Source organism: Aromatoleum petrolei (assembly GCF_017894385.1).
Taxonomy (GTDB): Bacteria; Pseudomonadota; Gammaproteobacteria; order Burkholderiales; family Rhodocyclaceae; genus Aromatoleum; species Aromatoleum petrolei.
This window is the reverse complement of sequence record NZ_CP059560.1, coordinates 3,548,747-3,574,656: the sequence shown is the minus strand read 5'-3', so window position 1 is coordinate 3,574,656 and position 25,910 is coordinate 3,548,747. Positions and strand designations below refer to the sequence as shown.

At 67.7% G+C, this 25,910-nt stretch carries 19 protein-coding genes and 1 other RNA gene; 5 read left to right on the top strand and 15 right to left on the bottom strand.

Translation table 11 applies throughout. The features are described 5' to 3' along the window. Nucleotide 1: 1 nt before the first annotated feature. The 4 genes from petA to dnaX form a co-directional block, all read right to left on the bottom strand. Nucleotides 2-595: a ubiquinol-cytochrome c reductase iron-sulfur subunit gene (petA, locus tag ToN1_RS16340; RefSeq protein ID WP_169204380.1), complete on the bottom strand. Its 594-nt coding sequence runs from the start codon at nucleotides 593-595 to the stop codon at nucleotides 2-4. 198 nt (nucleotides 596-793) lie between these two features. Beyond that, complete coding sequence (gene recR, locus ToN1_RS16335; protein WP_169204379.1) at nucleotides 794-1,390, bottom strand: recombination mediator RecR; 597 nt, start codon at nucleotides 1,388-1,390, stop codon at nucleotides 794-796. Next, nucleotides 1,390-1,713, bottom strand: a complete 324-nt coding sequence (locus tag ToN1_RS16330) for a YbaB/EbfC family nucleoid-associated protein (RefSeq protein WP_121427542.1) — start codon at nucleotides 1,711-1,713, stop codon at nucleotides 1,390-1,392. The genes recR and ToN1_RS16330 overlap by 1 nt, the downstream gene beginning before the upstream one ends. 25 nt (nucleotides 1,714-1,738) lie before the next feature. After that, complete coding sequence (gene dnaX, locus ToN1_RS16325) at nucleotides 1,739-3,730, bottom strand: DNA polymerase III subunit gamma/tau (protein WP_169204378.1); 1,992 nt, start codon at nucleotides 3,728-3,730, stop codon at nucleotides 1,739-1,741. A 201-nt stretch (nucleotides 3,731-3,931) separates the two neighbouring features. On the opposite strand from dnaX, the gene ToN1_RS16320 reads away from it, so the two are divergent. Then, nucleotides 3,932-4,822, top strand: a complete 891-nt coding sequence (locus tag ToN1_RS16320; RefSeq protein ID WP_169204377.1) for a ZIP family metal transporter — start codon at nucleotides 3,932-3,934, stop codon at nucleotides 4,820-4,822. Between the two features lie 145 nt (nucleotides 4,823-4,967). After that, nucleotides 4,968-6,152 carry a cyclopropane fatty acyl phospholipid synthase gene (gene cfa, locus ToN1_RS16315; RefSeq protein ID WP_169204376.1) on the top strand — a complete coding sequence of 395 codons (1,185 nt, stop codon included), beginning with the start codon at nucleotides 4,968-4,970 and terminating at the stop codon, nucleotides 6,150-6,152. A gap of 33 nt (nucleotides 6,153-6,185) precedes the next feature. Here cfa and ToN1_RS16310 read toward each other — a convergent pair whose 3' ends face one another. The 3 genes from ToN1_RS16310 to ToN1_RS16300 form a co-directional block, all read right to left on the bottom strand. After that, on the bottom strand, nucleotides 6,186-8,396 hold the full coding sequence (locus ToN1_RS16310) for a patatin-like phospholipase family protein (protein ID WP_169204375.1): 2,211 nt from the start codon (nucleotides 8,394-8,396) through the stop codon (nucleotides 6,186-6,188). A gap of 128 nt (nucleotides 8,397-8,524) precedes the next feature. Then, nucleotides 8,525-8,623, bottom strand: an RNA gene (gene ffs, locus ToN1_RS16305) — signal recognition particle sRNA small type. A gap of 71 nt (nucleotides 8,624-8,694) precedes the next feature. Further along, a complete protein-coding gene (locus ToN1_RS16300; RefSeq protein ID WP_169204374.1) occupies nucleotides 8,695-10,383 on the bottom strand; it encodes an AMP-binding protein in 1,689 nt (562 codons plus the stop codon). 370 nt (nucleotides 10,384-10,753) lie between these two features. On the opposite strand from ToN1_RS16300, the gene ToN1_RS16295 reads away from it, so the two are divergent. The 3 genes from ToN1_RS16295 to ToN1_RS16285 are packed head-to-tail and all read left to right on the top strand — an operon-like array spanning nucleotide 10,754 to nucleotide 13,157. Then, complete coding sequence (locus ToN1_RS16295) at nucleotides 10,754-12,046, top strand: NCS2 family permease (protein WP_169204373.1); 1,293 nt, start codon at nucleotides 10,754-10,756, stop codon at nucleotides 12,044-12,046. Further along, a complete protein-coding gene (locus tag ToN1_RS16290) occupies nucleotides 12,043-12,591 on the top strand; it encodes an adenine phosphoribosyltransferase (protein ID WP_169204372.1) in 549 nt (182 codons plus the stop codon). Before ToN1_RS16295 ends, ToN1_RS16290 begins: the two co-directional genes overlap by 4 nt. 5 nt (nucleotides 12,592-12,596) lie before the next feature. Then, complete coding sequence (locus ToN1_RS16285) at nucleotides 12,597-13,157, top strand: hypoxanthine-guanine phosphoribosyltransferase (protein ID WP_169204371.1); 561 nt, start codon at nucleotides 12,597-12,599, stop codon at nucleotides 13,155-13,157. Nucleotides 13,158-13,295: 138 nt separating this feature from the next. On the opposite strand, the gene ToN1_RS16280 is transcribed toward ToN1_RS16285, so the two are convergent. The 8 genes from ToN1_RS16280 to cobA all read right to left on the bottom strand — a co-directional run bounded on the left by ToN1_RS16280 (nucleotide 13,296) and on the right by cobA (nucleotide 25,534). Next, complete coding sequence (locus ToN1_RS16280; RefSeq protein ID WP_169204370.1) at nucleotides 13,296-14,237, bottom strand: SdiA-regulated domain-containing protein; 942 nt, start codon at nucleotides 14,235-14,237, stop codon at nucleotides 13,296-13,298. Nucleotides 14,238-14,268: 31 nt separating this feature from the next. Then, nucleotides 14,269-15,846: an ArnT family glycosyltransferase gene (locus ToN1_RS16275; RefSeq protein ID WP_244860802.1), complete on the bottom strand. Its 1,578-nt coding sequence runs from the start codon at nucleotides 15,844-15,846 to the stop codon at nucleotides 14,269-14,271. A gap of 269 nt (nucleotides 15,847-16,115) precedes the next feature. Next, nucleotides 16,116-18,866, bottom strand: coding sequence for a nitrate reductase (locus tag ToN1_RS16270; RefSeq protein WP_169204369.1), 2,751 nt, complete (start codon nucleotides 18,864-18,866; stop codon nucleotides 16,116-16,118). A 30-nt stretch (nucleotides 18,867-18,896) separates the two neighbouring features. Beyond that, nucleotides 18,897-20,660: a bifunctional protein-serine/threonine kinase/phosphatase gene (locus tag ToN1_RS16265; RefSeq protein WP_211162004.1), complete on the bottom strand. Its 1,764-nt coding sequence runs from the start codon at nucleotides 20,658-20,660 to the stop codon at nucleotides 18,897-18,899. 35 nt (nucleotides 20,661-20,695) lie between these two features. Further along, on the bottom strand, nucleotides 20,696-21,910 hold the full coding sequence (locus ToN1_RS16260; RefSeq protein ID WP_169204368.1) for a nitrate/nitrite transporter: 1,215 nt from the start codon (nucleotides 21,908-21,910) through the stop codon (nucleotides 20,696-20,698). Nucleotides 21,911-21,942: 32 nt separating this feature from the next. Next, nucleotides 21,943-22,278 (bottom strand): nitrite reductase small subunit NirD, encoded by a 336-nt coding sequence (gene nirD, locus ToN1_RS16255; RefSeq protein WP_169204367.1) that lies wholly within the window; start codon nucleotides 22,276-22,278, stop codon nucleotides 21,943-21,945. A gap of 17 nt (nucleotides 22,279-22,295) precedes the next feature. Beyond that, a complete protein-coding gene (nirB, locus tag ToN1_RS16250) occupies nucleotides 22,296-24,752 on the bottom strand; it encodes a nitrite reductase large subunit NirB (RefSeq protein ID WP_169204366.1) in 2,457 nt (818 codons plus the stop codon). A gap of 11 nt (nucleotides 24,753-24,763) precedes the next feature. After that, entirely contained in the window at nucleotides 24,764-25,534 is a 771-nt protein-coding gene (cobA, locus tag ToN1_RS16245) for a uroporphyrinogen-III C-methyltransferase (RefSeq protein WP_169204365.1), read from the bottom strand. Nucleotides 25,535-25,910: the final 376 nt, after the last annotated feature.

The window sequence follows — 25,910 nt, the reverse complement described above, 5'->3', positions numbered from 1 at the left end:
CTTAGGCCTTGGAGTCGTCACCGATGAGGATCGTGGTATCGGAAAGGTACTTGTGCGGCGGCACCTCGAGGTTGTCGGGCGCCGGCATGCTCTTGTACACGCGACCGGAAAGGTCGAACTTGGAACCGTGACAGGGGCACAGGAAGCCACCGTGCCAATCGTCGCCCATGCCGCTCTCGGCGCCGACCTTGAACTTGTCGCTGGGCGAGCAGCCGAGGTGGGTGCAGATTCCTACGGCGATGAGGTATTCGGGTTTGATCGAGCGGCTCTTGTTCTTCGCGTACTCCGGCTGCATCTCCTTGGCGGATTCCGGATCGCTCACGGCGGCGTCGGTCTTGTCGAGCGAAGCCAGCATTTCCGGGGTCCGGCGCAGGATCCACACCGGCTTGCCACGCCATTCAACCGTCATCATCTCGCCCGGCGCGAGCTTGCTGATATCCGCCTCGACCGGCGCACCTGCAGCCTTCGCACGCTCCGACGGCGTCAGACTGGCAACGAACGGCACAGCCGTCGCCACCGCAGCCACGCCACCGGCGGCCGACGTCGCGACAAGCAGTTGCCGGCGGCCACTGTCCATCTTCTGATCCACGCTCATGACCTCATCCCTGAAAAGAAACCCGTTTCCGGATACAAAAAAACTGCGGGATTTTAGCAAAAAGCCTGATACATAAAAAGAGGTCATGCCGAGCTCATGTCATTGACATGGACCCCGGATGCACTCCCGCATGACAGCGCGGATTCGCCGGAAACCGTTTGCTGCAGCGCAACTTCCGCAACGCAGCAAACCTCTTTGTCAGAGCGCGCGACGCTCGACCAGAGCCTGCGCAATCGTTCCCGTATCGGTGTGTTCGAGCTCGCCGCCGACGGGCACGCCGCGCGACAGGCGACTCACCTTCACGCCGCGCGCGGCGAGGAGCTCGGCAATCACGTGGGCGGTCGCTTCGCCTTCGTTGGTGAAGTTGGTTGCGAGGATCACTTCCTTCACATCGTCGTCCGCGGCGCGCGCGAGGAGCTTGTCGAGCCGCAGCTCGCGCGGCCCGATACCATCCAGTGGCGACAGGCGTCCCATCAGGACGTAGTACAGGCCGTTGTAGAGCTGCGTCTGCTCCATCATCGCGAGGTCGGCCGGCATCTCGACCACGCATAGCAGCGAGTGGTCGCGCTGCGGGTTGGCGCAGCGCTGGCAGATGTCGGCCTCGGAGAAGGTGTTGCATCGCTCGCAGTGGCGCAGCACTTCGAGCGCGTGCGAGAGCGCCCGCGCGAGCCGTCCGGCGCCGCGCTGATCCCGCTGCAGCAGGTGGTAGGCCATGCGTTGCGCCGACTTCGGGCCGACGCCAGGCAGCGCGCGCAGGGCCTCGATCAGTTCGTCGAGACTCGAGGGGGAGCTCATCAGAACGGGAGCTTCATCCCGGGCGGCAGGTTGAGGCCGGCGGTGAAGCCCGCCATCTTCTCCTGCGTGGTCGCCTCGGCACGACGCACCGCGTCGTTCATCGCCGCGGCGACGAGATCTTCGAGCATTTCCTTGTCGTCCATGACCGACGGGTCGATGGTGACGCGACGAACGTCGTGCTTGCAGGTCATGAGGATCTTGACCATGCCGGCGCCCGCCTGGCCCTCGACTTCGACGAGCGCGAGCTGGTCCTGCATCTTCTTCATGTTTTCCTGCATCTGCTGGGCCTGTTTCATCAGGCCGGCGATTCCGCCCTTCATCATGGTGCGTTTCTCCGCAATTGGGGATTCAAAGTGGTTTCACCGACGCTTCCACGAGGGTTGCGTCGAATCGTTCGATCAGTTCGCGCACGAAAGGATCGCTTTCGAGCGCTGCAACGGCCTCGGCGCGGCGCGCACGACGATCGGCCTCGTCGCGCTGCGCGGGAGTTTCGCCGGCGATCGCGCCGACCGTGGCGCGCAGCTTGAGGGGCGCCCCATACAGGGAAGCGAGTTGATCCTGGATGCGCTCCACCACGCCCGGGTTCATGTCGAGGAGGTGGCGATGGGCATTCGACAGGCGCAGGTCGATCACGCCGTCGGCAAAGCCCAGCCACTCGCAGTGCTGGGCGAACTCGCGCACGAGCCCGCCGAGACCGAGCCGGCGAATGAGGCCGTGCCAATTGCCGGCGGCGAAATCCCCCGCCGCCTCGCCGTCGGCGGTCGGCGGCGCCGGCGACACGGAGGGCGCTTGGGGCTGAGGAGCGGACGGGGCCACCTGTTCGGGCCGCTCCACCGGCGCGGAACGCGCAACGGGCGGAGCCGGCACGACCTCGCGCGGCGACTCGCCCCCCGGCGCAGCCGGTTCGGCGCTCTGGCCGAAGAAGGCTTCGGGCGGCAAATCCTCCCAGGGTGGCACCGAGTTGGAAGGCTCGGGGCGGGCTTCCACAGGGATCGGCGCTTCGGCCCGGGTTGCAGGAGGCGCGGATGCGGCGCCAGGGGAAGGCGCCACAGGGGCGCGGGCGGGCACGGCCGACGCAGCCGGCGCTTCCGCGACGGCAAGCGCGGCGGGAGCGATGGCGGCCGGCTGAGCGGGTCTGGGAGCGGCGCTCGCGGAGGCTGGGTGCGATGCAGCCGGCGGTCGCGCAGCGGCAGGCGGCAAGGCGCGTGCGACACCCCCTCCTCCGCCTTCGGTCGCAGGGCTGCCCAAGGCTGCCGGCATGTCGGGACGGAAGGCGTGCAGGCGCAGCAGCGTCATCGTGAAGCCGGCGTAGTCGTCGGGCGCGAGCGGCAGTTCGTCGCGGCCGTGGATTGCGATCTGGTACGCGAGCTGCAGGAATTCGGCGTCGAAGGCCTCGGTGTAGGGTTGCAGGCGCGCGCGCTCGGCCTCGTCGGAGATCGCGGCGGGGGCGAATTGCGCGAGAGCGGCGCGATGCAGCAGGGATGCGAGGGCCTGCAGCGCCGCATCGAACGAGAGGCTGCGCGCTTCCATGCGGTCGGCGACCGCCAGCAGCGCCGTGACGTCGCCGGCGGCGAGCGCATCGAGCACGGCATACAGGTGGTCGTCACCGACCGTGCCGAGCATGTGGGTGACCTGCTCTTCCTCGACCTTGCCGGTGCCGTGCGCGATCGCCTGGTCGAGCAGCGACAACGCGTCACGCATCGAGCCGTTGGCGGCCTTGGCGAGGTGGCGCAGCGCCGGCGCCTCGAAGGGGATGGCCTCGGCCTCGAGGATGCGCGACAGGTGCTCGACGATGTGGCCCGGCGGCATCTGCTTGAGGTTGAACTGCAGGCAGCGCGACAGCACCGTGACGGGAATCTTCTGCGGATCGGTGGTCGCGAGGATGAACTTGACGTGTTCCGGCGGCTCCTCGAGCGTCTTCAGCATCGCGTTGAACGCATGCCCGGTGAGCATGTGCACTTCGTCGATCATGTAGACCTTGTAGCGCCCCTGCACCGGCGCGTACACGGCCTTGTCGAGCAGCGCGGCCATGTCCTCGACGCCGCGGTTCGACGCGGCGTCCATCTCGACATAGTCGGGGAAGCGGTCGGCGTCGATCGCCTGGCAGGCGGAGCACTGGTTGCAGGGCTCGGCCGTGACGCCGGTCTCGCAATTCAGCGCCTTCGCGAGGATGCGGGAGATCGTGGTCTTGCCGACGCCGCGAGTGCCGGTGAACAGCCAGGCGTGGTGCAGCCGGCCGGTCGCGAGCGCGTGGCTGAGCGCGCGCACGACATGCTCCTGGCCAACCAGCGTCGCAAAGGATTTCGGCCGCCACTTGCGGGCGAGAACTTGATAGCTCATGGCGCGGGATTCTAACAGAGCGCCGAGCACGCTCCCGGTGCGATTGCGGGCGGTGCCCGGGTGCAATAGGACGCGCCGGTTTGCCGCGGGCGAATAAATACTGAAAATCTATCGAATACTTATTAATGTTCAATTAGAACTATTTTCAGCGCACGGCAATACTGGATTCGACGCAATCGCCCAACTGAAAGGAGTCGCATCATGGTTGCCAAAGTCGCCCGCCTGCACTATCAGCATGCCAACGCGGCCGGGGCGCTGCGCGCGCTCGGCGGGTGGCTGATCGTCCTGACCGGCTTCGTGGTGCTGGGTACGCAACTCGTGCGCAGCGTCGATGCCGGCGCGTTCGCAATCCCCGACGCCCTCGCTGGGGGCGCGATGGCTGCGCTGGCTACCGCCCTCGGTGCGCTGCCCGTGCTCGTGATGCGCCGCATCGCCGCCGGCGTGAAGGGGGTTCTGCTCGGCTTCGGTGCGGGCGTGATGCTTGCAGCGAGCGTGTTCTCGCTGCTCCTTCCTGGCCTCGACGCGGCAGTCGCCCTCGGACTCGGCCGCGTGGACGCGGTGTTCCTCGTCGCGGTGGCGATGGGCGCGGGCGCCGCGGTCCTGCTCGCGCTCGACCGCACCCTGCCCCACTCGCATGAACCACAGTCGGAGCGCAGCGCAGGGGCGGTCTGGCTGTTCGTGTTCGCGATCGCGGTGCACAACGTTCCCGAGGGGCTCGCGATCGGAGTCGCAAGCGTCTCTGCGAGCACCGGCAATGCGGTCGCGACCGGCATCTCGCTGCAGAATGTGCCCGAAGGGCTGATCGTTGCGATCGCCCTCGCGACCGCCGGCTACGGCCGGGCAGTATCGTTCGCGGTGGCGGCCCTGTCCGGTCTGGTCGAGCCTATCGCGGCGCTCGCCGGCGCCGCGGTGGTTGCGGAGGCGCAGGCACTTCTGCCCTGGGGCCTCGCCGGCGCAGCGGGTGCGATGCTCTTCGTCGTGAGCCACGAGATCATTCCGGAATCGCACCGTCGCGGCCACGAGACGCTCGCGACGACCGGCCTCGTCGTCGGCTTCGCGGCGATGATGGTGCTCGACGCCGCACTTGCCTGATATCGGAATGGCCTCCGGCCCCGCGCGCTGAAACGGAATTGTGCGAAGCGTGGTCTATCCTTTGAAAGTCGAACATATCCGGAATGGGTGTTCGCGGACGAGCGTCGCCCGTGCACAGGCGGCACACGGAGAAGGAGGAGCGTGCATGGCCCCGGAGTTTCACGAGCTGCCAGAGTCGCACCTTTGCAGCGGCACGACGGTGACGCGACGAGCGCCATACGGGGGCAGTGTCGAGCTGCTGGCCGGGCTGCTGCGGGAAGCCGACATCTGCATCGGCGGCACCCGGCCGTGGGACATGCGGCTGCATCGCGCGGAGGCCGCGGACCGGATCCTCCTGCATGGCAGCATGGGGTTGGGCGAGAGCTACATGGATGGCGACTGGGATGCACCACAGGTCGACGAATTGATCCATCGCATCGTGCGAGCCCACCTCGACCGCGCGGCGCGTTCGCCGAAGTTCGTCTGGCACGTGCTGCGCGCACATCTCACGAACCTGCAGAGCCCGCGCCGGGCGAAGCTCGTCGGCGAAGTGCATTACGACCTCGGCAACGATTTTTTCGAGGCGATGCTCGATCCGTACATGGCATACACCTGCGGATACTGGGCGGACGCTGACGATCTGGCGACGGCACAGGAGGCGAAACTCGACCTGGTGTGCCGCAAGCTCGGGTTGCGGCCCGGCATGTGCCTGCTCGATATCGGCTGCGGCTGGGGCAGCCTCATGAAGTTCGCAGCCGAACGCTACGGCGTTCGCTGCGTCGGCCTCACAATTTCGAGGGCGCAGGCAGAGTACGGGCGCGAGCGCTGCGCCGGCCTGCCCGTGGAGTTCCGCCTGATGGACTTCCGCGAAATCGACGAGCCGTTTGACCGCATCGCCAGCCTTGGCATGTTCGAGCATGTCGGCCGGCATAACCTGCGCACCTACTTCGCGGTCGCGCGCCGTTGCCTTCGAGACGACGGGCTCTTCCTGCTGCACACGATCGGCAACAACTTCCGCACCGCGCACACCGACCCGTGGATCGACCGCTACATTTTCCCGAACGGCGATCTGCCAGCCCTGAGGCAGGTTGCGAAGGCCGTCGAGCATCTCTTCGTGATCGAGGACCTGCACAACTTCGGCGCCGACTACGACCGCACGCTGATGGCCTGGCATGCACGCTTCGAAGCGGCTTGGCCGCGCTTCGCCGGACGCTACGGCGAACGCTTCCGCCGCATGTGGTCCTACTACCTGCTCAGCTGCGCGGGCGCCTTCCGCGCACGCGACCTGCAGCTGTGGCAGATCATGCTGTCACCCGACGGCGTGCCGGATGGCTATCGGCGACCGGCCTGACGGACCCGCCCCGGGCGATCGGCCGCACGTGCCTCAGGGCTGTCCGAGCTGCAGGTAGTAGCGCACGTCGCCCACTTCGGGCGAATAGCTCGCGCCGACGTAGATCGGACCGAGGGCGGTGTCGGCGCCGAGGAAGAGGGAATACGCGCGGTGCCGGCCGGGGTCCGGGGTGAGCGCGGTGCCATAGTTGCGCAGCTCCGCCCATTCGGCTGTCGCGCCGGCGTACACGCCGCGGCCGAGCGTGTCGGGCAGGCGCGTGATCTGGCGGTAGTAGGCGCCGCTGACGAGCGCCACCTGATCGGCGGCGAGTTCGCCGTAGCGGTAGCCAGAAAGGCGGAAGGGGCCGCCCAGCAGGGTGCGGCCGACCTCGGGCAAGTCGCGGTCGGGGCTGCCGGCGAGCAGCGCGCGTACGCGCCACACGTTGGGGCCGAAGGAGGTCGCGGCGTCGCCGTCGAGCTCGGTGAAGAAGTAGCGCTGGTCGGCGCCGAAGGCCGGCGAGTGAAGTTCCGCACGTAGCCGGGCAGCGTAGCCGCGGCGCGGGAAGAAGGGGCTGTCGAGGCGGTCGATGGTGGCGGTGCCATGTACCCAGCCGTCTTCGATGAGGCGCTCGGGATAGAGCTCGGGGCCGGCGATGACTTCCGAGCTGCGCCGCCCGCGCCGCCAGCCGGCCCGTAGTTCGCCCCACATGCCCACCTCGTATCCCGCATCGAGGCCTACGAGGCCGCCCTTCTCCTTGTTCTCCGACAGCTTGCGGCCATCGACAAAAACAGGCAGCACGCGGTTGAACAGCTCCACTGACGGCGCGACGAACCAGCCGCTGTCGAGGTCGAGCGGCTGGAACAGCTCGCTGCGGATGCGGTTCGTGGTGCCAAGCTGCAGGTCGGTGTCCCAGCGACCGCCGCGGGTGTTGAGCCAGCGGCGTGAGAAGCCGGCGTAGAGGCCGACCTGCGAGCCGCCTTCGAAATCAGCGGCGAGGCCGCCGCCGAAGCGCAGCAGGTTGGGGCCGGAGGCCTTCTCGTCGGCATCGAGCTGCACCGTCGCGCGCGGCCCGTCGTGCAGCACGCTGTAGCGCAGGCGATCGAAGTCGCCGCGCTCGTAGATGCGCGCGATGTCACGCTCGAGCGCCTGCGTGTCGAGCGGCTCGTCCTCCTTCTGCGTGAGCGTCGCGTCGAAGAGACGCTTGGGCACGAACCTGAGGCCTTCGACCTTGATGTCGGCGACGACCGGCGCGCGTTTGTGCCAGCGGAATTGCCGCAGGGCCTGCCACCTCGCGTAGCTATCCTCATCGACGCTGAAGCGTGCGAGCGATGCGGACTGGCGCAGCGCGGCCTCGGTACCGTAGGGGATGGTTTCGAGCACACGATCGAAGTCGCGCGAGGTGATGCCGGGCAGCTCGACCTGGATCAGCGCATCCTCGGGACCCAGGCGCGCGAGCTGCTGGCGCACGTTCTGTTCGAGCGCGAGGTTGATCGCCTGCAGCGCGATGTCGGTGGCCGAACGCAGGCGCTCGCGCGCGTGCGGCGGCGTGCCGAGATTCACGGCGATGACGCGCCCGCCACACAGCTCGCGGCCGATATCGACCGGGAGGTTCATCACCAGGCCACCATCGACAAGCAGTCGATTTTCAGTCTCGATCGGCAGGAACACCCCGGGCACGGCCATGCTCGCGCGCATCGCGCGCCACAGCGGCCCCTTGTCGAGCAGGACCAGCTCGCCGGTCTCGAGGTCCGTGGCGACCGCGCGGTAGGGCAGCGCAAGGCTGTCGAAGGTGTCGAGCGCCTCGGCGTCGCCGGCGAGCCGCGTGAGGAAGCGGTCCATCGCCTGGCCGGAGATCGCACTCTGCGGCAAGAGCAGCGCACCGCCGCCGTAGCCCAAGGTGATTGCGGAGCGGTTGCGCGCGGCATCCTGCTTGTCGCGGAAGGGCTGGTCCTCGCGCGGCACACTGCTCGCGAACATATTGACCCAATCGACGGCGTGGATCTCGCGCACCATGTCGCCCAGCTCCATCCCCGCCGCGTAGGCGCCGCCGACGATCGCGCCCATCGAGGTGCCGACAATGCAGTCGACCGGGATACGCATGTCCTCGAGGACTTTGAGCACGCCGACGTGGGCGATGCCGCGGGCGCCGCCGCCCGATAGCACCAGCGCGACGCCCTGCGGTGATGGGGGCGGTTCGGCGTGCAGGGGCGCGGCGGCGATGCCGGCCAGGCATAGCAGGGAAAGAAGGAATGAGCTCAGGTTCAAACGGGTGCTCGGCGAAGGGACGCGCCGAAGATAGCGCAAGAGCGCGGGGCGTGCGTAACGGAAGTCCGGCAAGGAGGTACAAAATGAAACGGGCGCCCCGTTTCCGGAGGCGCCCGTTCGTGAATCAGGGTGGCGAGCCCGACCCCCGGCACTTGCAGGGAACGGCTGTGGCTGCTGCCTTCCGGCCCTGACCAGGTTCACCGCGCTGCAATGCGGGGAGACCCGCCACGGGGCGCATTGTAGCAGCTTATGCCGCCGCTGCACGCGCCCCTTGATGCAATGCGCAATGCGCGGCGGTTCAGCCCTTGAGCTCGGGGAAGTCTTCCTCGAAGAACTCCAGCGCGCCGCGCACGGACGCGTCCTTGCCCTCTTCGCTCTTCCTCAACTCGACGCGGCGGATCTTGCCGGAGATGGTCTTCGGCAGGTCCGAGAATTCGAGGCGGCGGATGCGCTTGTACGGGGCGAGCTTCTCGCGCGTGAAGGCGAAGATGTCCTTCGCGAGTTCCTTCGACGGCTCGTGGCCGGCGGCGAGGATCACGTAGGCCTTCGGCACGGCCAGGCGCACCGGGTCCGGGCTCGGGACGACGGCGGCTTCGGCGACGGCCGGGTGCTCGATCAGCACCGATTCGAGCTCGAAGGGGCTGATGCGGTAGTCGGAGGCCTTGAACACGTCGTCGGCGCGGCCGACATAGGTGATGTAGCCTTCCTCGTCGATGCTCGCGACGTCGCCGGTGCGGTAGTGGCCGTCACGCATGACTTCGGCGGTCTTGGCTTCGTCGCCGGCATAGCCGAGCATCAGGCCGGCCGGGCGCTTGGCGAGCACGAGGCTGATCTCGCCTTCCTCGACCGGATTGCTGTCGGCGTCGAGCAGCGCGATGGTGTAGCCGGGCAGCGGGCGGCCCATCGAGCCGGGCTTGAGCTTCTGGCCCGGCGTGTTGCCGATCTGGCAGGTGGTTTCGGTCTGGCCGAAGCCGTCGCGGATGGTGATGCCCCAGGCCTTCTTCACCTGCTCGATGACTTCGGGGTTGAGCGGCTCGCCGGCGCCGATGAGTTCGCGCAGGTTGGTCTTCACGGACGCGAGGTCCTGCTGGATCAGCATGCGCCACACCGTCGGGGGCGCGCACATGGTCGTGATCTCGTATTTCACGAGCACGTCGAGCAGCGCCTTGGCGTTGAAGCGGTTGTAGTTGTAGAGGAACACGCAGGCGCCGGCGTTCCACGGGGCGAAAAAGCAGCTCCAGGCGTGCTTGGCCCAGCCCGGCGAGCTGATGTTCATGTGGCGGTCGTTAGGCTGCAGGCCGATCCAGTACATCGTCGACAGGTGGCCGACGGGGTAGGACTGGTGGCTGTGCTGCACGAGCTTCGGCTTCGACGTGGTGCCGGAGGTGAAGTACAGCAGCAGCGGGTCCGTGACGCGGGTGACGCCTTCGGCCTTGAACTCGGGCGAGGCGGCGTAGGCGTCCTCGAAGGACAGCCAGCCGGCGGTCGCACCGCCGACGCTGACGCGGGTGTAGGCGCCGGCGAGGTCGGCGAACTTGTCGGTGTGGGCCTTGCCAATGACAACGTGCTTGACCTGGCCACGCTCGAGGCGGTCGGCAAGGTCGTCCGGGGTCAGCAGCGTGGTCGCGGGGATCACGACGGCGCCGAGCTTGATCGCGGCGAGCATGGTTTCCCACAGCGGGACTTCGTTGCCGAGCATGATCAGGATGCGGTCGCCACGCGCCACGCCCTGGTCGCGCAGCCAGTTGGCGACGCGGTTCGAACGCGCCGACATCTCGGCGAAGGAGAGCTTCGACTCGCGGCCATCTTCCTCGACGATCCACAGCGCGGGCTTGTCGTTGCCGCGTGCCATGGCGTCGAAGTAGTCGAGCGCCCAGTTGAACTCGGTGAGCTGCGGCCACTGGAAGCCGGCGTACGCGGTCGCGTAGTCGGTGCGGTGCGCCAGCAGGAAGTCGCGCGCTTTCAGAAACTCGGCTACAGCAGTCATTTCCTCTCCTTTCCCAGAAGCGGCGCGGCGGATGCATCTCCGTCACGCCCGATGTACGCCCGCTTGCCGCGGATCCCGGCGATGCTGCCGGGTCGCGCGCCGCAGGCGACTTTGATTGGATTGCGACGCCCCTCTCGAACGCCGGGCTGTATTTTGACGTTGACGTCAACGTCATGCAACCATCGTGACTGCCATCCTGCCCATTTTGATCATTCTCGCACGGAACATCGGGACCGGCGGCCGGTGGCGCACGAGGCACCGCGCATCCACGCCGAAAGCGGTCGGTGGTTCTCAGGCATTGTGTGTAACAACAATTGTCCGGCGCCGGCGCGGGGGGTAGACTCCGCCGCTTTTTCGCTTGGGGAACAAGATGTTGGAACGTTTCTTCCAGCTCTCCGCGCACGGCACCGACGTCAGGACGGAGCTGTTGGCCGGTCTGACGACCTTCCTCACGATGGCCTATATCATCTTCGTCAACCCGGACATCCTGTCCGCAGCGGGAATGCCGAGGGAGTCGGTCTTCGTCGCGACCTGCATCGCCGCCGCACTGGGCTCGGCGATCATGGGCCTGTATGCGAACTACCCGATCGCGCTCGCGCCGGGCATGGGACTCAACGCCTACTTCGCGTTCGCGGTGGTCAAGGGCATGGGCTTTACGTGGCAAGCGGCGCTCGGAGCGGTGTTCATCTCCGGCTGCCTGTTCGTCGTCGTGAGCCTGTTCCGGCTGCGCGAGGCGATCGTGAATTCGATCCCGCGCTCGATGAAGTTCGCGATCTCGGCGGGCGTCGGGCTGTTCCTCGCGATCATCGGCCTGAAAAACGCCGGAATCATCACCGGCCATCCGGCAACGCTGCTGACGCTGGGCGACCTGCACCAGCCGGGGGCGCTGCTGGCCGTGCTGGGCTTCGTGCTGATCGTCGCACTGGAGCAACGGCGCATTCACGGCGGGATCATCATCGGCATCCTTGCGATCACGGTGATCGCCATCGCGCTGGGGCTGACGCCATTCAACGGTATCGTCGCGACGCCGCCGTCGATCGCGCCGACTTTCATGCAGATGGACATTGCCGGGGCGCTCAACGCAGGTCTGCTGACGGTGATCCTGACCTTCTTCCTCGTCGAACTGTTCGACGCGTCGGGGACGCTGATCGGCGTCGCGCACCGCGCGGGACTGCTCGACAAGGATGGCAAGCTGCCACGCCTGCGCAACGCGCTGCTCGCGGACTCGACGGCAATCGTCGCCGGTGCGGGACTGGGCACCTCATCGACGACCGCCTACATCGAGTCGGCGGCCGGAACCTCGGTCGGCGGGCGCACCGGGCTCACGGCCGTCACCGTCGCGGTGCTGTTCCTCGCCGCGCTGGTGCTGGCGCCGCTCGCCAGCACCGTGCCGGCCTTCGCGACCGCCCCGGCGCTGTGCTACGTCGCGGTGCTGATGATCCGCGGGCTCGCGGAGATCGACTGGGACGACCTGACCGAAGCGACGCCCGCGGTGGTCACCGCGATCACGATGCCGTTCACCTTCTCGATCGCGCACGGCATCGCCTTCGGATTCGTGTCGTATGCTGCGCTCAAGGTCCTCGCCGGCCGCAGCCGTGACCTCTCGCCGATGGTGGTCGGCATCGCCATCGTCTTCGTCCTCAAGTTCGCCTTCCTGTCATGACCATACAGCTCGACACCGCCTTCCTGAAGAGCGCGATCCGCACCGTGCCCGATTGGCCGCAGCCGGGCGTGATGTTCCGCGACATTACGCCGCTGCTGCAGGACCCGAAGGCCTTCCGCCTGCTGGTCGACGTGTTCGTGCTGCGCTACATGGACCGCGCGATCGACGTGGTCGCGGGCATCGACGCGCGCGGCTTCATCCTCGGCAGCGTGGTCGCGCACCAGCTCAACGTCGGCTTCGTGCCGGTGCGCAAGAAGGGCAAGCTGCCCTTCACGACGATCGCGGAGGACTACGAACTCGAATACGGCAACGCGACCGTCGAGATGCACACCGACGCCGCGCGCAAGGGTGACCGCGTGCTGCTGATCGACGACCTGATCGCGACCGGCGGCACGATGATAGCCGCTTCGCGCCTGCTCGCCCGTCTCGGCGCCGAGGTCGTCGAAGCCGCGGCCATCGTCGACCTGCCCGAGCTCGGCGGCTCGAAGCTGCTGCGCGCGGCCGGGCTCGAAGTCTTCACCGTTTGCGATTTTTCAGGACACTGACATCCATGAGCATCGATCTCAACGAAATCAAGCTGGCGATGGCGGAAGCAGACTGCCTCGCCTCACCTGCCGAGGTGACGGCCGCACTGGACCGCATGGCGGCCGCGATCACCACTCGGCTCGCCGACAGCAACCCGGTGTGCTACTGCGTGATGAACGGCGGACTGGTGATCGCCGGACGCCTGCTGTCGCGGCTGGCTTTCCCGCTGGAAGTCGCCTACCTGCACGCGACGCGCTACGGCCACGCGCTGAACGGCCAGACCATGCTCGACTGGCGTGTGCGCCCGACACAGGACCTGAAGGGGCGCACGGTGCTGGTCATCGACGACATCCTCGACGAGGGCCACACACTGGATGCGATCGTCGCGCACTGCCGCGAGGAAGGCGCAGCCGAGGTGCTCACCGCAGTGCTGGTCGACAAGCAGCACGGACGCAAGGCCCGCCCGGACATGAAGCCGGACTTCCACGGCCTGGACATCCCCGACCGCTTCCTCTTCGGCTGCGGCATGGATTACAAGGGCTACTGGCGCAACGCCGCGGGCATCTATGCGCTGAAGGGCGCCTGAGGGCGTCAGCGCAGCACATCCACGCCTGCCCGCCAGGTGATATCGGCTGGGGCGAGGCCCAGCGAAGCGACGATCGCCGACTTTCTGGACCGATCACAGGCCGTGCGCGCACCGCGCACGCGCCGACTATCGGTGTCCCTAGGGCTTCTTGCGGAGCACGTAGAAGAGGTTGGGCTCACTGACGACGTAGAGGTTGCCGTCCGCATCCATCGTCACCCCCTCGGGCGAAGGCGCGTCGTTCGCGAGGCCCGAACCCCGGCCCGCCAACGGGCGCGAGCTCACGAAACGGCCTTCGGCATCGAGCTCGACGAGCTCCTTCGACTCCTCGCTCAGCAGCACGAGGTGCCCCGTCTTCGGATCGAAGGACACGTCGGCGAGGTCGCCCGTGGACACATCGCGGTCAATCCAGTCGGTGTGATCCTGCAGGGTCAGTTGCAGCCGGCCGCCGAGCGAGGCAGCGACGCCGTCGACCTCGAAGAGCTGACGCGGATCGCGCTCCTTGGTGATGAAGACGCGGTCGCCGGCCACATCGTAGGCGAGGCCCTCGAAGCCCTTGTTGCCACGATGCATGTTGAGGCCGAGGGTAAGGAAAGGGGATCCCTTCGCGTCGAGCGTGCCAGACTGCGGCGGGAGCTCGACGAAATTGAGGCGCTGCAGGGTCTCGTTGGTGATCGCGACCCGACCGTTGCCCATGTAGGCGATGCCCTCGGTGTCGTCGAAGCCTTCCAGACGGTAGCGCTCGAGCACGTCGCCAGTGCGGCTCAGCGCGACGACCTCAGCCGGCCCGTCGTTGCTCACCGCGAGCAGGCGGTCGCGATCGAAATCGTAGGTGATTCCGGAGAGCTCGGCAGCGCCGGGAACGGGTTTGGCGTCGATCACGACTTCGTAGTCCTGCAGTGCAATCGCCTGCGACGGCAAGCCCTGCGTCCCGCGATGCACCACGGCGCGGGACAGCAGTCGCTGGTGCCAGTGCAGTTCGTGGTCGGCGACGCCGAGCGCTGCAACGGCGGCGACGAGGATCAGGGCGTAGAGGCCCGCGCGCGGCGCGAACCGCCGCAGTCCGGTAGAGGCAAAAGCCATGTCGAATGCGTCCTGTCAGTCGATGCGCGACTCAAATCGGGGTTTGCCACGCGAAGCGGAATTCCCGCGCGGGCAGCTCGGCATGACACTGTCCGTTGTCGGCATCGGGCCCGACGACGAACCATTCCGCACGCGAGGTCTCACCGACCGCGCGAGCCTTGTCAGGAGCGAAGCAGCGTGACAACTCACGGCCCGGTACGAGCGCGAACGCCTGCGGATGCACGCGCAGCCACCGGGCTGCCTCTTCGACGCCCGCGCCGGACTGGAAGCCGAAATGCACGATGGGCTGGCGGGCGAAGAGCCAGTGCCCCTCGCGCCACTCGATGAGGAGGAGATCGGCGCCGCCGGTCAGCTCGGCAGCTGCATGCATCACCTGTCGGTGGGGATTCGGACCTTCCCTGAGCGGCTCGACGAAGCCGGCGACGAACCACGCGACGAACCATGCCGCCACAATTCCGCTGAAGACGCGCTGCGCCCGCGGACGACCGCCGAACCATTTCCGCAGAAGCCAGGGAACGAGCGGCGCGACCGCGAGTACCGCACCCAGCAGCGCCGGGAAGATGTAGAGCTTGCGCTTGCCCGTGCTCAGCGAAAAGAACAGCACGATCAGCAGCGCCCAGCCGAGCAGTACGAGCAGGCGCCCGTCGCGCTGCGCGAACTGCCGCCGCCACGCCGGCACCAGCCACGGCAAGCCGAGGACGAGCGGCAGCCAGACTTCCGGGATCACGTTCACGACGAAATACCACGCCGGCTCGCGGTGCATCCATGCATTCGTATAGCGCTCGGCCGTCTGCCGCAGCGTCACATCCCGCACGTAGGCGAGGCTTTCCGCATCGCCCTGCAGTAGCACCGTGGCCGCGAGAGGCAGCGCCCACACGGCAACTGCGGCCAGCATCAGGCCCAGGCCCAGCGCCCAGCGCCATGCTTCGCGCGGAACGGGACCCACGCCACGCCAGTCGTGGCGCACCGCCCACGCGTAGGGCAGCAGCATGAAGAGCGGCAGGAAGCCGATGACTTTGGTGATGACGCCGAAACCCATCGCGACGCAGGCCACGTAGAACCAACCCCAGGCCGGTCCGGCCATCAGGTGCCGCACGAGGCCGTACATGCCGAGCGAGATCCACAAACACAAGAGGCCGTCGAGCTGACCCGCGCGCAGGACGTTGTAGGTCTGGACACAGGCAAGGAACAGCAGGGCCGCGGCGACGCCGGTGCGGCGGTTCCACAGGCGGCGCCCGAGGTCGTACAAGCAGCCGGTGGTCACTGCCCCGGCAAGCAGTGCCGGCAGGAACAGGGCGACCTTCGGCGAACCGGTGACGCGGACGAGAAGCGCGACGATCCACATGAAGAGCGGCGGCTTGTCCGGATAGATTTGATCGGCCCGGTGCGGAATGATCCACGAGCCGTTTTGCAGCATCTCCAGCGCGATGCCGAGGAAGCGCTCCTCGTCGACGTTGGACGGATCGCGCAGGCCGATGCCGGCGCCGATCAGCAGCAACGCGAGCAGCATCAAAGCGATCCGTTCGACGAAGGGACGGTCGAGCACGCCTCCGTGCGGGCGCCGGAGCGGAATCGGACCGAGGACTGAAACATTGGTGTCGTGGCGCATGCGTTTCTCGATCTCGGCCGCCTTCCGGCATGCGAAGCGTCAGGAGCGATCCTGTCGGGCATGCACTGCGACGGTCCGTGTATATCGGGATCGCCGCGGGATGGCATTAATGCCGCCCGCAGGCAAGGCGCGACTCTACCGTGGCATATGTCAAGAACCCGTGAAACACATGTGAGGAGCCGCCTCACGAAGCGGCCCTTGCGCAGGGAGATGTCGCCGGGATCGCCGCAGTGCGTGCATCGACGGCAGCGCCTGGCGTCCTCGGTCGCTCAGGCGGCGCTGCGCCCCGCGGCGACCAGGCGCTTGATCTCCGGCACGCAGGAACCGCAGCTCGTGCCGCACTTGAGCTTGTCCTGCAGCGCGTCGAAACCGGCGCCACCGGCGATGGCCGCGGCGATGTCGCTCTCCGACACGTTGAGGCAGTTGCACACAATACGCCCACGGCTCTTCGCGGCAGCCGGCGGGCTCGCGAGCGGCGCGAGGATCCAGCGGCGCAGTTCGGCGGTCGGCTGGCGTTCGACCAGCACGTCGCGCAGCCAGCCGGCGGCGGCGGTCTCGCCGGTGAGGCGCAGACCCACGAGGAGCCCGTCCTCGATGCGCGCGCGCTTGGTGATGCCGCGGCGCGCGTCGCTGTAGGCGAGGCAGTGCTCGTCGTCGAGGCCCAGCAGCGTGTCGAGTTCGGCCAGCCACGCCGGCGGGATCGGCTGGTCGTGTGCGATGCGCAGCACCACCGCCGGGTGATCGCGGCCGGCGAGCGCGAGCGACGCGTAGGCGAAGCGCTCCAGCCACGGTGCGAGGCGCGCGGCGCGCTCGAGCGTGACGCCGGCGGGATCCCTCTCCTCCTCCTCTCCCGTCGTTGTCCCCTCAGGCTCGCCGCGCATGATCAGTGCTTGATGCGGCAAATTCGCTTTCTCGACCTGCACGGTCGCGTGTTTCAGTTCCGGCTGCTTCGAGTAGGGATCGAACTCGCGCAACGTCAGCACGTTGATGCCCGCTGAATTCAGCGCGTTCGAGCCCCAGTGCATCGCGACGAAGGCCTGACCGGAACGGATCTCGTTCGACGCGGCCGCCCGCAGCACGATCTCGCCGCGGCGGCTCTTCACGCGCACGAGATCGCCGTCCCGGATGCCGCGCAGGTGCATGTCGTCGGCGTTGAGTTCGATGCGCGCCTCGTCGACATGGTTGTAGAGGCGCGCGACCTTGCCGGTGCGGCTCATGCCGTGCCACTGGTCGCGCAGGCGGCCGGTCGTCAGATGCAGCGGGTAGCGCGCGTCGGCGCGCTCGGCGGTGAGTTTCGCGGTCGGCACGACGAAGCGCGCGCGGCCGTCGGCCGTCGGGAAGCGGCCGTCGGCGTAAAGCCGCGCACGGCCTTCGCCCGCCCCTTCGGGGAAGGGCCACTGCTGCGGGCCCTTGCCGTCCAGCACGGCGTAGGACAGGCCGGAGATGTCGAGGTCGCGCCCGCGCGTGGTCTCGGCATGTTCGGCGAAGATCGGCTCCGGGCCGGCGTAGCCGAACATGCGTGCGGCCTCGGGCTTGCCGATCAGCGGGCCCAGCTTGCGCGCGAAGTCGCACACGATCGCCCAGTCGGCGCGCGCCTCCCCCGGCGCGGGGATCGCGCGATTGACGTGGGTGATGCGGCGCTCGGAGTTCGTCACCGTGCCTTCCTTCTCGCCCCAGGTCGCTGCCGGCAGCAGGAGATCCGCAAAGGGCGCGCTCTCGGTATTGCCGTAGGCTTCCTGCAGCACGACGAAGTCGCAGCGCGCAAGCGCCTCGCGCACGCGCTCCTGTTCGGGCAAGGACTGCGCGGGGTTGGTGCAGGCGATCCACAGCGCCTTGATGCGGCCTTCGTGCATCGCATCGAAGAGTTCGACCGCGGTGAGGCCGGGCGTGGCCGGCACATCCGCGACGCCCCACAGGCGCGCGATTTCGGCACGGTGTTCGGGGTTCGCGAGGTCGCGGTGCGCGGAGAGCAGGTTCGCGAGCCCGCCGACTTCGCGTCCGCCCATCGCGTTGGGCTGGCCGGTCATCGAGAACGGGCCGCAGCCGGGTTTGCCGATCTTGCCGGTGGCGAGCGACAGCGCGATCAGCGCGGCGCCGTTGTGCGTGCCGTGCGTGGACTGATTAAGGCCCTGGCACCACAGCGACATCGCGCGCGGCGCCTCGCCCCACCACAAGGCCGCCGTGCGGATGTCGTCCGCCCCTTTCGGACCGAGCCCGCAGACCTCGGCCGCGACCGCCGGCGTGATCTCGCGCACGTGCTCGCGCAGCGCGTCGAAACCTTCCGTATGCGCGCGCACGAAGGCGTTGTCGACGAGCCCCTCCCACAGCAGCACGTTGAGCATCGCGTTGAAGAGCCAGATGTCGGTGCCCGGGAGGATCGGCAGGTGCAGGTCGGCGGTCGCCGCGGTGTCGGTGCGGCGCGGGTCGACGACGATGATCTTCATGTCGGGCCGCGCGGCCTTCGCGTCCTCAATGCGGCGGAAGGCAATCGGGTGCGCGTAGGAGGGGTTGCCGCCGGCGATCATCAGGCAGTCGGTCTCGGCGAAATCCTCGTAGGAACAGGGCGGCGCGTCGGCCCCCAGCGTCTGCTTGTAGGCCGCGACCGCGCTCGACATGCACAGGCGCGAATTGGTATCGACGTTGTTCGAGCCGATCAGGCCCTTCATCAGCTTGTTGAAGACGTAGTAGTCCTCGGTCAGGAGCTGGCCGGAGATATAGAAGGCGACGGCATCCGGGCCGTGTTCCGTGATCACGTCGGCGAAGCGCTGCGCGGCGCTGTCGAGCGCCTCGTCCCAGCCGACGCGGCGGCGCGCCTCGCCGCGGGTGTCGCGCAGCTCCGGGTACAGCAGGCGCGTTTCGGGTCGCGCGGTGAAGTGCAGCGTGGCGCCCTTGGTGCACAGGCGGCCGAAGTTCGCGGGATGCTCGGGGTCGCCGCGCACGCCGGTGATGCGCGCGCCGTCGTGTTCGATGAGGACGCCGCAGCCGACGCCGCAATACGGGCAGGTGGCTTTCGTTTCCATGAGGCTCTCCAGGGGTGTCGTCATGTTCTTCTAGCGGCGGCTCAGCAGGTACAGCAGGACCAGGTTCAGCAGCAGCGACCCACCCGCCACCAGCTTCAGCGCCAGCGTCGGGTTGCGCGCCGCGAGCGGCGCACGCCGTTGGGTCGCGAGCGGGCGGTGCGCACCACGTTCGAGCGCGACGAGGAACTCCTCCGCCGTCTCGAAGCGGTCTTTCGGGTCGCGCACACAGGCTTTCAGCAAGACCCGTTCCAGCCATTCGGGCGTGTCGGGCCGGTAGCGCGTCGGCAGCACCGGTTCGCCGAAGCGTGGTGTCTGGAAGGGTTCGACTTCGCCATAGGGGTACTTGCGCGTCAGCAACTCATACAGGGTCACGCCGCAGGCGTAGAGGTCCGAAGACTCGTTCGCCTGCTGCCCGGCGAAGAGCTCGGGGGCCATGTAGGACGGCGTGCCCGGGTTGTTGATCTCGCGCAGATCCTCGCCGTCGGATGCGGCGACGCCGAGGTCGAGCACGCGCAGCTCGCCGTGGCGGTCGATGTGGATGTTGTCGGGCTTGATGTCGCGATGCACGATACCGAGCCGGTGCAAGGAGGCGACCGCGCGCAGCAGCGCCGTGCCGATGGGCACCAGCTCGTGCGGCGCATAGCGGTGGCCGCGGGCGAGGCTCGCCTTCAGCGTCTCGCCCTCGTGCCAGCTCATCAGGTAATACAGGTGGTCACGCCCGGGATGATCGCACACGCGGGGGAAAGCATGCCCCGGCACACGGCGTGCGAGCCATTCCTCGCGCACCAGCGCGGCCATCGCCTCCTCGTCGCCTTCGTCCTGACGCAAGGTCTTCAGCACCAGCGCGGCACCGTCTTCAAGACGTGTCACGCGGTACAGCAGGGTCACGCGCGATTCGTGCAGCAGCTCCTCGACACGCAGTCCGTCCAGCGTCTCGCCGACCTTCAGGCGCGGCGGCAAGGGCAGGCGCCGGCCGCTCGCGAGGCGGTCGCGAAGGTTGTCGGCCGGTACCGTGTCGACGTGGGCGACCAGCGCCGTACAGTTGTCGGTGGCGCCGCGGTGCAAGGCCTCCAGCACCAGCGCGTCGGCGGCAACCTGCGGGTCGTCGTGGCGCGCGAGCAGTTCGCCCATGCCCTCGTCGCCCAGTGTGTTCCACACACCGTCGCTCACCAGCAGGAAGCGGTCGCCGACCGCGAGCTCGCCGTCATTAAAATCGATCAGCAGCTGCGCATCCAGCCCCACCGCGCGGCGCAGCACGTTGTTGAGCTCCGGATGTTCCCAGGTGTGGTCCTCGGTCAGGCGCCGCAGCGCCCCGTCGTGCCACAGGTAGGCGCGCGAGTCGCCGACGTGGGCGACATAGTAGCGCCGCCCGCGCAGCACGACGGCCGTGAGCGTCGTCGCCATGCCCGCGTAGTCGCGCGACTTGGCGGACTGCGCGAGCAGCCAGCGGTTGATTGCGCCGACCACGGTATTCACCGACTTCTCGACGCTCCAGGTGTCGGGCGTCGCGTAGTAGTCCGCGAGCAGCCCACGCACCGTGTATTCGGCGGCTTCGCGGCCATTCGCGTGGCCGCCGACGCCGTCGGCGACCGCCAGCAACAGGCCCTTGGCCTCCAACTCGGCGCCCTCCGGCGTCGCGGCACCGACGAAGTCCTCGTTGCGCGGGCGCAGGCCCTGTTCGGTCGCATGGCCGAGGCGCACGGAGAGCGGCTGGGCCTTGCCCGGACGACGCGCCGCAGCCGGCGCCGCCTCGGGCGCCGCACTCGGAACATCGAAGCTCGCAGCCTTGTTCATTCCGGGGCTCTCCGTCTATGCCTCGCGCCCGAACCTCAGATGCGCGCCGAGGTCAGGTGCGCCGCGCCCCAGGTCGTGCGCCAGCGGGTCTTCACTGAGGTGAGCCCGATCAGCGCCGCCAGTGCGAGGCCGGCGAAGATCACGAAGCCCATCTGGTAGCTGCCGGTAGCCTGCTTCGCGTAGCCCAGCGAGGACGCGAGGTAGAAGCCGCCGACCCCGCCCGCCATGCCCACGAGCCCCGTCATCACGCCGATCTCCTTGCGGAAGCGCTGCGGCACGAGCTGGAACACCGCACCGTTGCCCATGCCGAGCGCCAGCATCGCAGCCACGAACACGGCGAGCGCCATCCACGCCTCCGGCAGCCCGACGCTGACGATCGCGAGGAAGATCGCCGCGAACACGTACATCACCGACAGGCTCTTGATGCCGCCGACACGGTCGGCGACGCGGCCGCCGATCGGGCGTACCAAGGACCCCGCGAACACGCAGGCGGCGGTGAAGTAGCCGGCCATCTTCGCATCGAGCCCATATTGGGTATTGAAGTAGATCGTCAGCGAGGACGCCAGGCCGACGAAGCCGCCGAAAGTCACCGAGTAGAAGAACATGAACCACCACGCATCCTTGTCCTTCAGCACCTTGAAGTACTCGGTTAAGGGCTTCGCGGGCGGGCACTCCGGCGCATCCTTCGCAACCACGAGATAGAAGGCGAATACCAGCACCAGCGGGATCAGCGCAAGGCCGAAGACGTTGGTCCAGCCGTAGGCCATCGCCAGCCCCGGCGCGAACAGCGCCGCCAGTGCAGTGCCCGAGTTGCCGGCCCCGGCGATACCCAGCGCCGTGCCCTGATGCTCGGGCGGATACCAGCGCGACGCGAGCGGCAGCGCCACCGCGAAGGCGGCGCCGGCGAAGCCCAGGAACACGCCCAGCAGCAGCGTCTGCTCGTAGTTGTGGATGCCGAACTTCCACGCGACGAAGAGCGCACAGATCACGATCACCTGCCCGATCGCGCCGGCCATCTTCGGCTTCAGGTGATCGACCAGCACGCCCATCAGGATGCGCAGGATCGCCCCGGCGAGCACCGGCACGGCGACCATCAGGCCCTTCTGCGCGTGATCCAGGCCTAAGTCCTTGGCGATCTGCACGCCGAGCGGCCCGAGGATGACCCACACCATGAAGGCGAGGTCGAAGTACAGGAAGGAAGCCAGCAGCGTCGGGGGATGGCCGGCCTTGAGGAAGGATTGCTTGTCCATTTACAGCTCCAGAATGCGAATGCGGCGACCGATCAAACCTTCAGCAACACCCGGCCGCCCTCGACCTTCACCTCGAAGGACCTGGTGCAGCCGACATCGGGCGCGACCGCGTTGCCCGAGTCGAGCTCGATCTTCCAGCTGTGCAGCGGGCAGGTGACCTGGCGCCCATGCACGATCCCTTGCGACAGCGGGCCCTGCTTGTGCGGGCACTTGTCGTGCAGCGCGAAGACCTCGTTGTCCGCGTTGCGGAAGATCGCGATGTCGCCGCCGCGCGCCGCCTTCACGACACGCGAACCGAGCACGGGGATATCTTCGACGGCGCAGATTTCCTTCCAGCCGGCGTCGACGCTGATTTCAAAGGTGGTCATGGAGTGGCTCCGGGAGTTCAGACTTCGAGGATTTCGAATTCGCGGCGCACGGCCGGCGCGGCATCGGCGGCGTAGCGCTCGGCCCACGGATCCTTCGCATCCTGTAGCGCGTAGAGCAGGCGCTCGTACAGCGCCTTGCGGTTCTCCGCGTTCTCCAGCACGTGCTTCTTCACGTGCTCCAGGCCCACGCGCTCGACGTAATGCACCGTGCGCTCGAGGTAGTAGGCCTCTTCGCGGTAGAGCTGCAGGAAGGCGCCCGAGTACTCCATCACCTCCTCGCGCGTCTGCACCTTGCACAGGAACTGCGCCACCTCCGTCTTGATGCCGCCGTTACCCGCGACGTAGAGCTCCCAGCCCGAATCGACCCCGATCACGCCGACGTCCTTGATGCCGGCCTCGGCGCAGTTGCGCGGGCAGCCCGAGACGGCGAGCTTCACCTTGTGCGGGCTCCACATGCCGAACAGCATTTTCTCCAGATCGATGCCCATCGCCATCGAACGCTGCGTGCCGAAGCGGCAGTGCTCGGCGCCGACGCAGGTCTTCACGGTGCGGATGCTCTTGCCGTAGGCGTGGCCCGAGGGCATGCCCAGATCCTTCCACACGTGCGGCAGGTCTTCCTTCTTGATGCCCAGGAGGTCGATGCGCTGCCCACCGGTGACCTTCACGGTCAGCACGTTGTACTTCTCGGCGACCTCGGCGATGCGCTTCAGCTCGGCCGGCGTCGTCACCCCGCCCAGCATCTGCGGCACAACCGAATAGGTCCCGTCCTTCTGGATGTTGGCGTGTGCGCGCTCGTTGATGAAGCGGCTCTGCGGATCGTCCTTCGCCTCGTGCGGCCAGGTCGAGATCAGGTAGTAGTTGAGCGCCGGGCGGCAGGTCGAGCAGCCGTTCGGCGTCTTCCACGACAGCGTTTCCATCGCCTCGGGGATGGTCAGCAGCTTGTGGTCGCGGATCGCCTTGCGCACATCGCCGTGCGACAGCTCCGTGCAGCCGCACACCGGCTTGTCATGCGCGGAGACGGCCTGATAGGCGCCGCCGACGGTCGAGGCGAGAATCTGCTCCACGAGGCCCGTGCAGGACCCGCAGGAGGAAGCAGCCTTGGTGTGCTTCTTCACCTCGTCCAGCGTGAAGAGGCCCTTCTCCTTGATCGTCTTGACGATCGTGCCCTTGCACACGCCGTTGCAGCCGCACACCTCGGCCGTGTCGGCCATCGTGGCGGCCCGGTTCTCGCCCTTGTGGCCGGCGTCGCCCAGGTGGTTCTGACCGAACATCAGGTGGTCGCGGATCTCGTGGATGTCCTGACCATCCTTCATCAGCTGGAAGTACCAGCTGCCGTCCGCCGTGTCGCCATACAGCACCGAGCCAACGATGCGGTTGTTCCTGATCACGATGCGCTTGTAGACGCCGCCCTGCTTGTCGTGCAACACGATGTCGTCGGTGTCCGGCCCGCCGGTGAAGTCGCCCGCGGAGAACACGTCGATGCCGGTCACCTTCAGCTTGGTCGAAGTCACCGAACCCTCGTAGCGGCCGATGCCGAAGTTCGCGAGGTGGTTCGCCGCAACCTTGCCCTGCTCGAAGAGCGGCGCGACCAGGCCGTAGGCGACGCCGCGGTGCGCGACGCACTCGCCGACCGCATACACGCGCGGGTCGGTCACCGTCTGCAGCGTGTCCGACACCGCGATGCCGCGCGCGCGTCCCGTGCCGCAGTAGATGCCAGCCGATTCGGCCAGCGCGAAGTTCGGGCGGATGCCTGCGGCGACGACGACGAGGTCCGCCGGGATCTCCATGCCGTCCTTGAAGCGCACCGCCGACACGCGGCCGCCCTCGCCGCGCACCAGCGCCTCGGTCTGCTTCGCAAGCAGGAATTCCATGCCCTTCGCCTCGAGCGAAGCCTGCAGCATGTCGGCGGCGGGCTTGTCGAGCTGGCGCTCCATGATCCAGTCGGCCAGATGCACCACGGTGACGCTCATACCGCGCAGCATCAGGCCGTTGGCCGCCTCCAGCCCCAACAGACCGGCGCCGATCACGACCGCGTGCTTGTACTTCGTCGAGGCTTCGATCATCGCCTCGGTATCGCCGATGTCGCGGTAGGCGAGCACCCCCGGCAGATCCGCCCCGGGGATCGGCGGGATGAACGGAGTCGAGCCGGTCGCGATCAGCAGGCGGTCGTACTCGGCCTCGGTGCCGTCGGAGGCGATGACCTTGCGCTTCACGCGATCGATCTTCGTCACCATCTTGCCGGCATGCAGCGTGATGGCGTTGTCGCGGTACCAGTCGAGATCGTTGAGCATGATCTCCGGCAGCGTCATCTCGCCGGCGAGCACCGGCGAGAGCAGGATGCGGTTGTAATTGCCGTGCGGCTCCGCGCCGAACACGGTGATGTCGTACAGATCCGGTGCGAGCTTCAGCAGTTCTTCGAGCGTACGGCAGCCGGCCATGCCGTTGCCGATCATCACGAGTTTCATTTTTTTCATGGCGGGCTCCTTCAGGCAGCGCGGAAGATGAATTCAGGGGAAGCGTCGGCTAGGCGGGTAGCGGCATAGGCAGCGACGTCGCCGATGACGATCAGCGCGGGGGTGGGCAAGGCGGCTGCGCGGGCGCGTTCGGCGATGTCGGCAAGGGTGCCGACCACCTGCTGCTGCGTCGGCAGCGTGCCGTGGGCGATCACCGCGGCGGGCGTCGTGCGCGGCAGGCCGCCCGCCACGAGGTGCTCGGCGATGCGCGGCAGCGCGGCGAGGCCCATGTAGATCACCAGCGTCGTTCCGCTCTTCGCCAGCGCGGACCAGTCGGGCTCCGTGCGAGACGTGTCAGATGAGTCGGTGTGGCCGGTCACCATCGTCACGCCGAAGCAATGCGCGCGATGCGTCACCGGAATCCCTGCCGCCCCGGCCACCGCGACGCCGGCAGTCAGCCCGTGGATCATCTCGACCTCGATGCCCAGCGCACGGAGGTAATCCATCTCCTCGCCGCCGCGCCCGAACACAAAGGGATCGCCGCCCTTCACCCGTGCCACGGTCAGGCCGCGTCGGGCGTAGCGCGCCATCGCTCGGTGGATGAACTCCTGTGCCGCCGACTTCATCCCCGCACGCTTGCCCACGCGCAACACGCGCGCCGTCGGCTTCGCCAGCGCGAGGACTTCGTCGGTCACCAGCGCATCGGCCAGCAGCACGTCGGCCAGCCCGATGGCGCGTGCGGCACGCAGCGTCAGCAGGTCTGCCGCTCCGGGGCCGGCACCGACGAGAAACACCTTGGCCATGATCGATCTCCAATTCCGTGAGGCGAAAAAAAACGGCGCCACGTCGCCCCCGGGACCGAAATCCCGAAGTCACGACGGACGCCGTTGTCCGCATGCTCTGCACCAAGCACTTCGCCGGAGCCCCATTGCCCCAGCTTGCGGTTCACCTATCGCAAAATGGGTGCCAGCCCCCACGCATCTTCATAACAAACTGATTTCATTTATTTTTATATCCGAACCGCCGAAGCTTCGGGTTCAACAGGCAGGCACCATGCCGGTGCATTCGGATGGATGCTGCACCACAACATTGCAGCGATCGATACGCCGCCCGGAACGAACTGCACCCGGACGGGCATGTCTGAGAGCTGCCGCCGCCCTGCACAGGCGCGGAGGCGAA

What these genes read in the sequence shown, in the direction of transcription:
- petA (WP_169204380.1), bottom strand. Translation starts at nt 595, where the DNA reads ATGAGCGTGGATCAGAAGATGGACAGTGGCCGCCGGCAACTGCTTGTC.
- recR (WP_169204379.1), bottom strand. Translation starts at nt 1,390, where the DNA reads ATGAGCTCCCCCTCGAGTCTCGACGAACTGATCGAGGCCCTGCGCGCG.
- ToN1_RS16330 (WP_121427542.1), bottom strand. Translation starts at nt 1,713, where the DNA reads ATGATGAAGGGCGGAATCGCCGGCCTGATGAAACAGGCCCAGCAGATG.
- dnaX (WP_169204378.1), bottom strand. Translation starts at nt 3,730, where the DNA reads ATGAGCTATCAAGTTCTCGCCCGCAAGTGGCGGCCGAAATCCTTTGCG.
- ToN1_RS16320 (WP_169204377.1), top strand. Translation starts at nt 3,932, where the DNA reads ATGGTTGCCAAAGTCGCCCGCCTGCACTATCAGCATGCCAACGCGGCC.
- cfa (WP_169204376.1), top strand. Translation starts at nt 4,968, where the DNA reads ATGGCCCCGGAGTTTCACGAGCTGCCAGAGTCGCACCTTTGCAGCGGC.
- ToN1_RS16300 (WP_169204374.1), bottom strand. Translation starts at nt 10,383, where the DNA reads ATGACTGCTGTAGCCGAGTTTCTGAAAGCGCGCGACTTCCTGCTGGCG.
- ToN1_RS16295 (WP_169204373.1), top strand. Translation starts at nt 10,754, where the DNA reads ATGTTGGAACGTTTCTTCCAGCTCTCCGCGCACGGCACCGACGTCAGG.
- ToN1_RS16290 (WP_169204372.1), top strand. Translation starts at nt 12,043, where the DNA reads ATGACCATACAGCTCGACACCGCCTTCCTGAAGAGCGCGATCCGCACC.
- ToN1_RS16285 (WP_169204371.1), top strand. Translation starts at nt 12,597, where the DNA reads ATGAGCATCGATCTCAACGAAATCAAGCTGGCGATGGCGGAAGCAGAC.
- ToN1_RS16280 (WP_169204370.1), bottom strand. Translation starts at nt 14,237, where the DNA reads ATGGCTTTTGCCTCTACCGGACTGCGGCGGTTCGCGCCGCGCGCGGGC.
- ToN1_RS16275 (WP_244860802.1), bottom strand. Translation starts at nt 15,846, where the DNA reads ATGCGCCACGACACCAATGTTTCAGTCCTCGGTCCGATTCCGCTCCGG.
- ToN1_RS16270 (WP_169204369.1), bottom strand. Translation starts at nt 18,866, where the DNA reads ATGGAAACGAAAGCCACCTGCCCGTATTGCGGCGTCGGCTGCGGCGTC.
- ToN1_RS16265 (WP_211162004.1), bottom strand. Translation starts at nt 20,660, where the DNA reads ATGAACAAGGCTGCGAGCTTCGATGTTCCGAGTGCGGCGCCCGAGGCG.
- ToN1_RS16260 (WP_169204368.1), bottom strand. Translation starts at nt 21,910, where the DNA reads ATGGACAAGCAATCCTTCCTCAAGGCCGGCCATCCCCCGACGCTGCTG.
- nirD (WP_169204367.1), bottom strand. Translation starts at nt 22,278, where the DNA reads ATGACCACCTTTGAAATCAGCGTCGACGCCGGCTGGAAGGAAATCTGC.
- nirB (WP_169204366.1), bottom strand. Translation starts at nt 24,752, where the DNA reads ATGAAAAAAATGAAACTCGTGATGATCGGCAACGGCATGGCCGGCTGC.
- cobA (WP_169204365.1), bottom strand. Translation starts at nt 25,534, where the DNA reads ATGGCCAAGGTGTTTCTCGTCGGTGCCGGCCCCGGAGCGGCAGACCTG.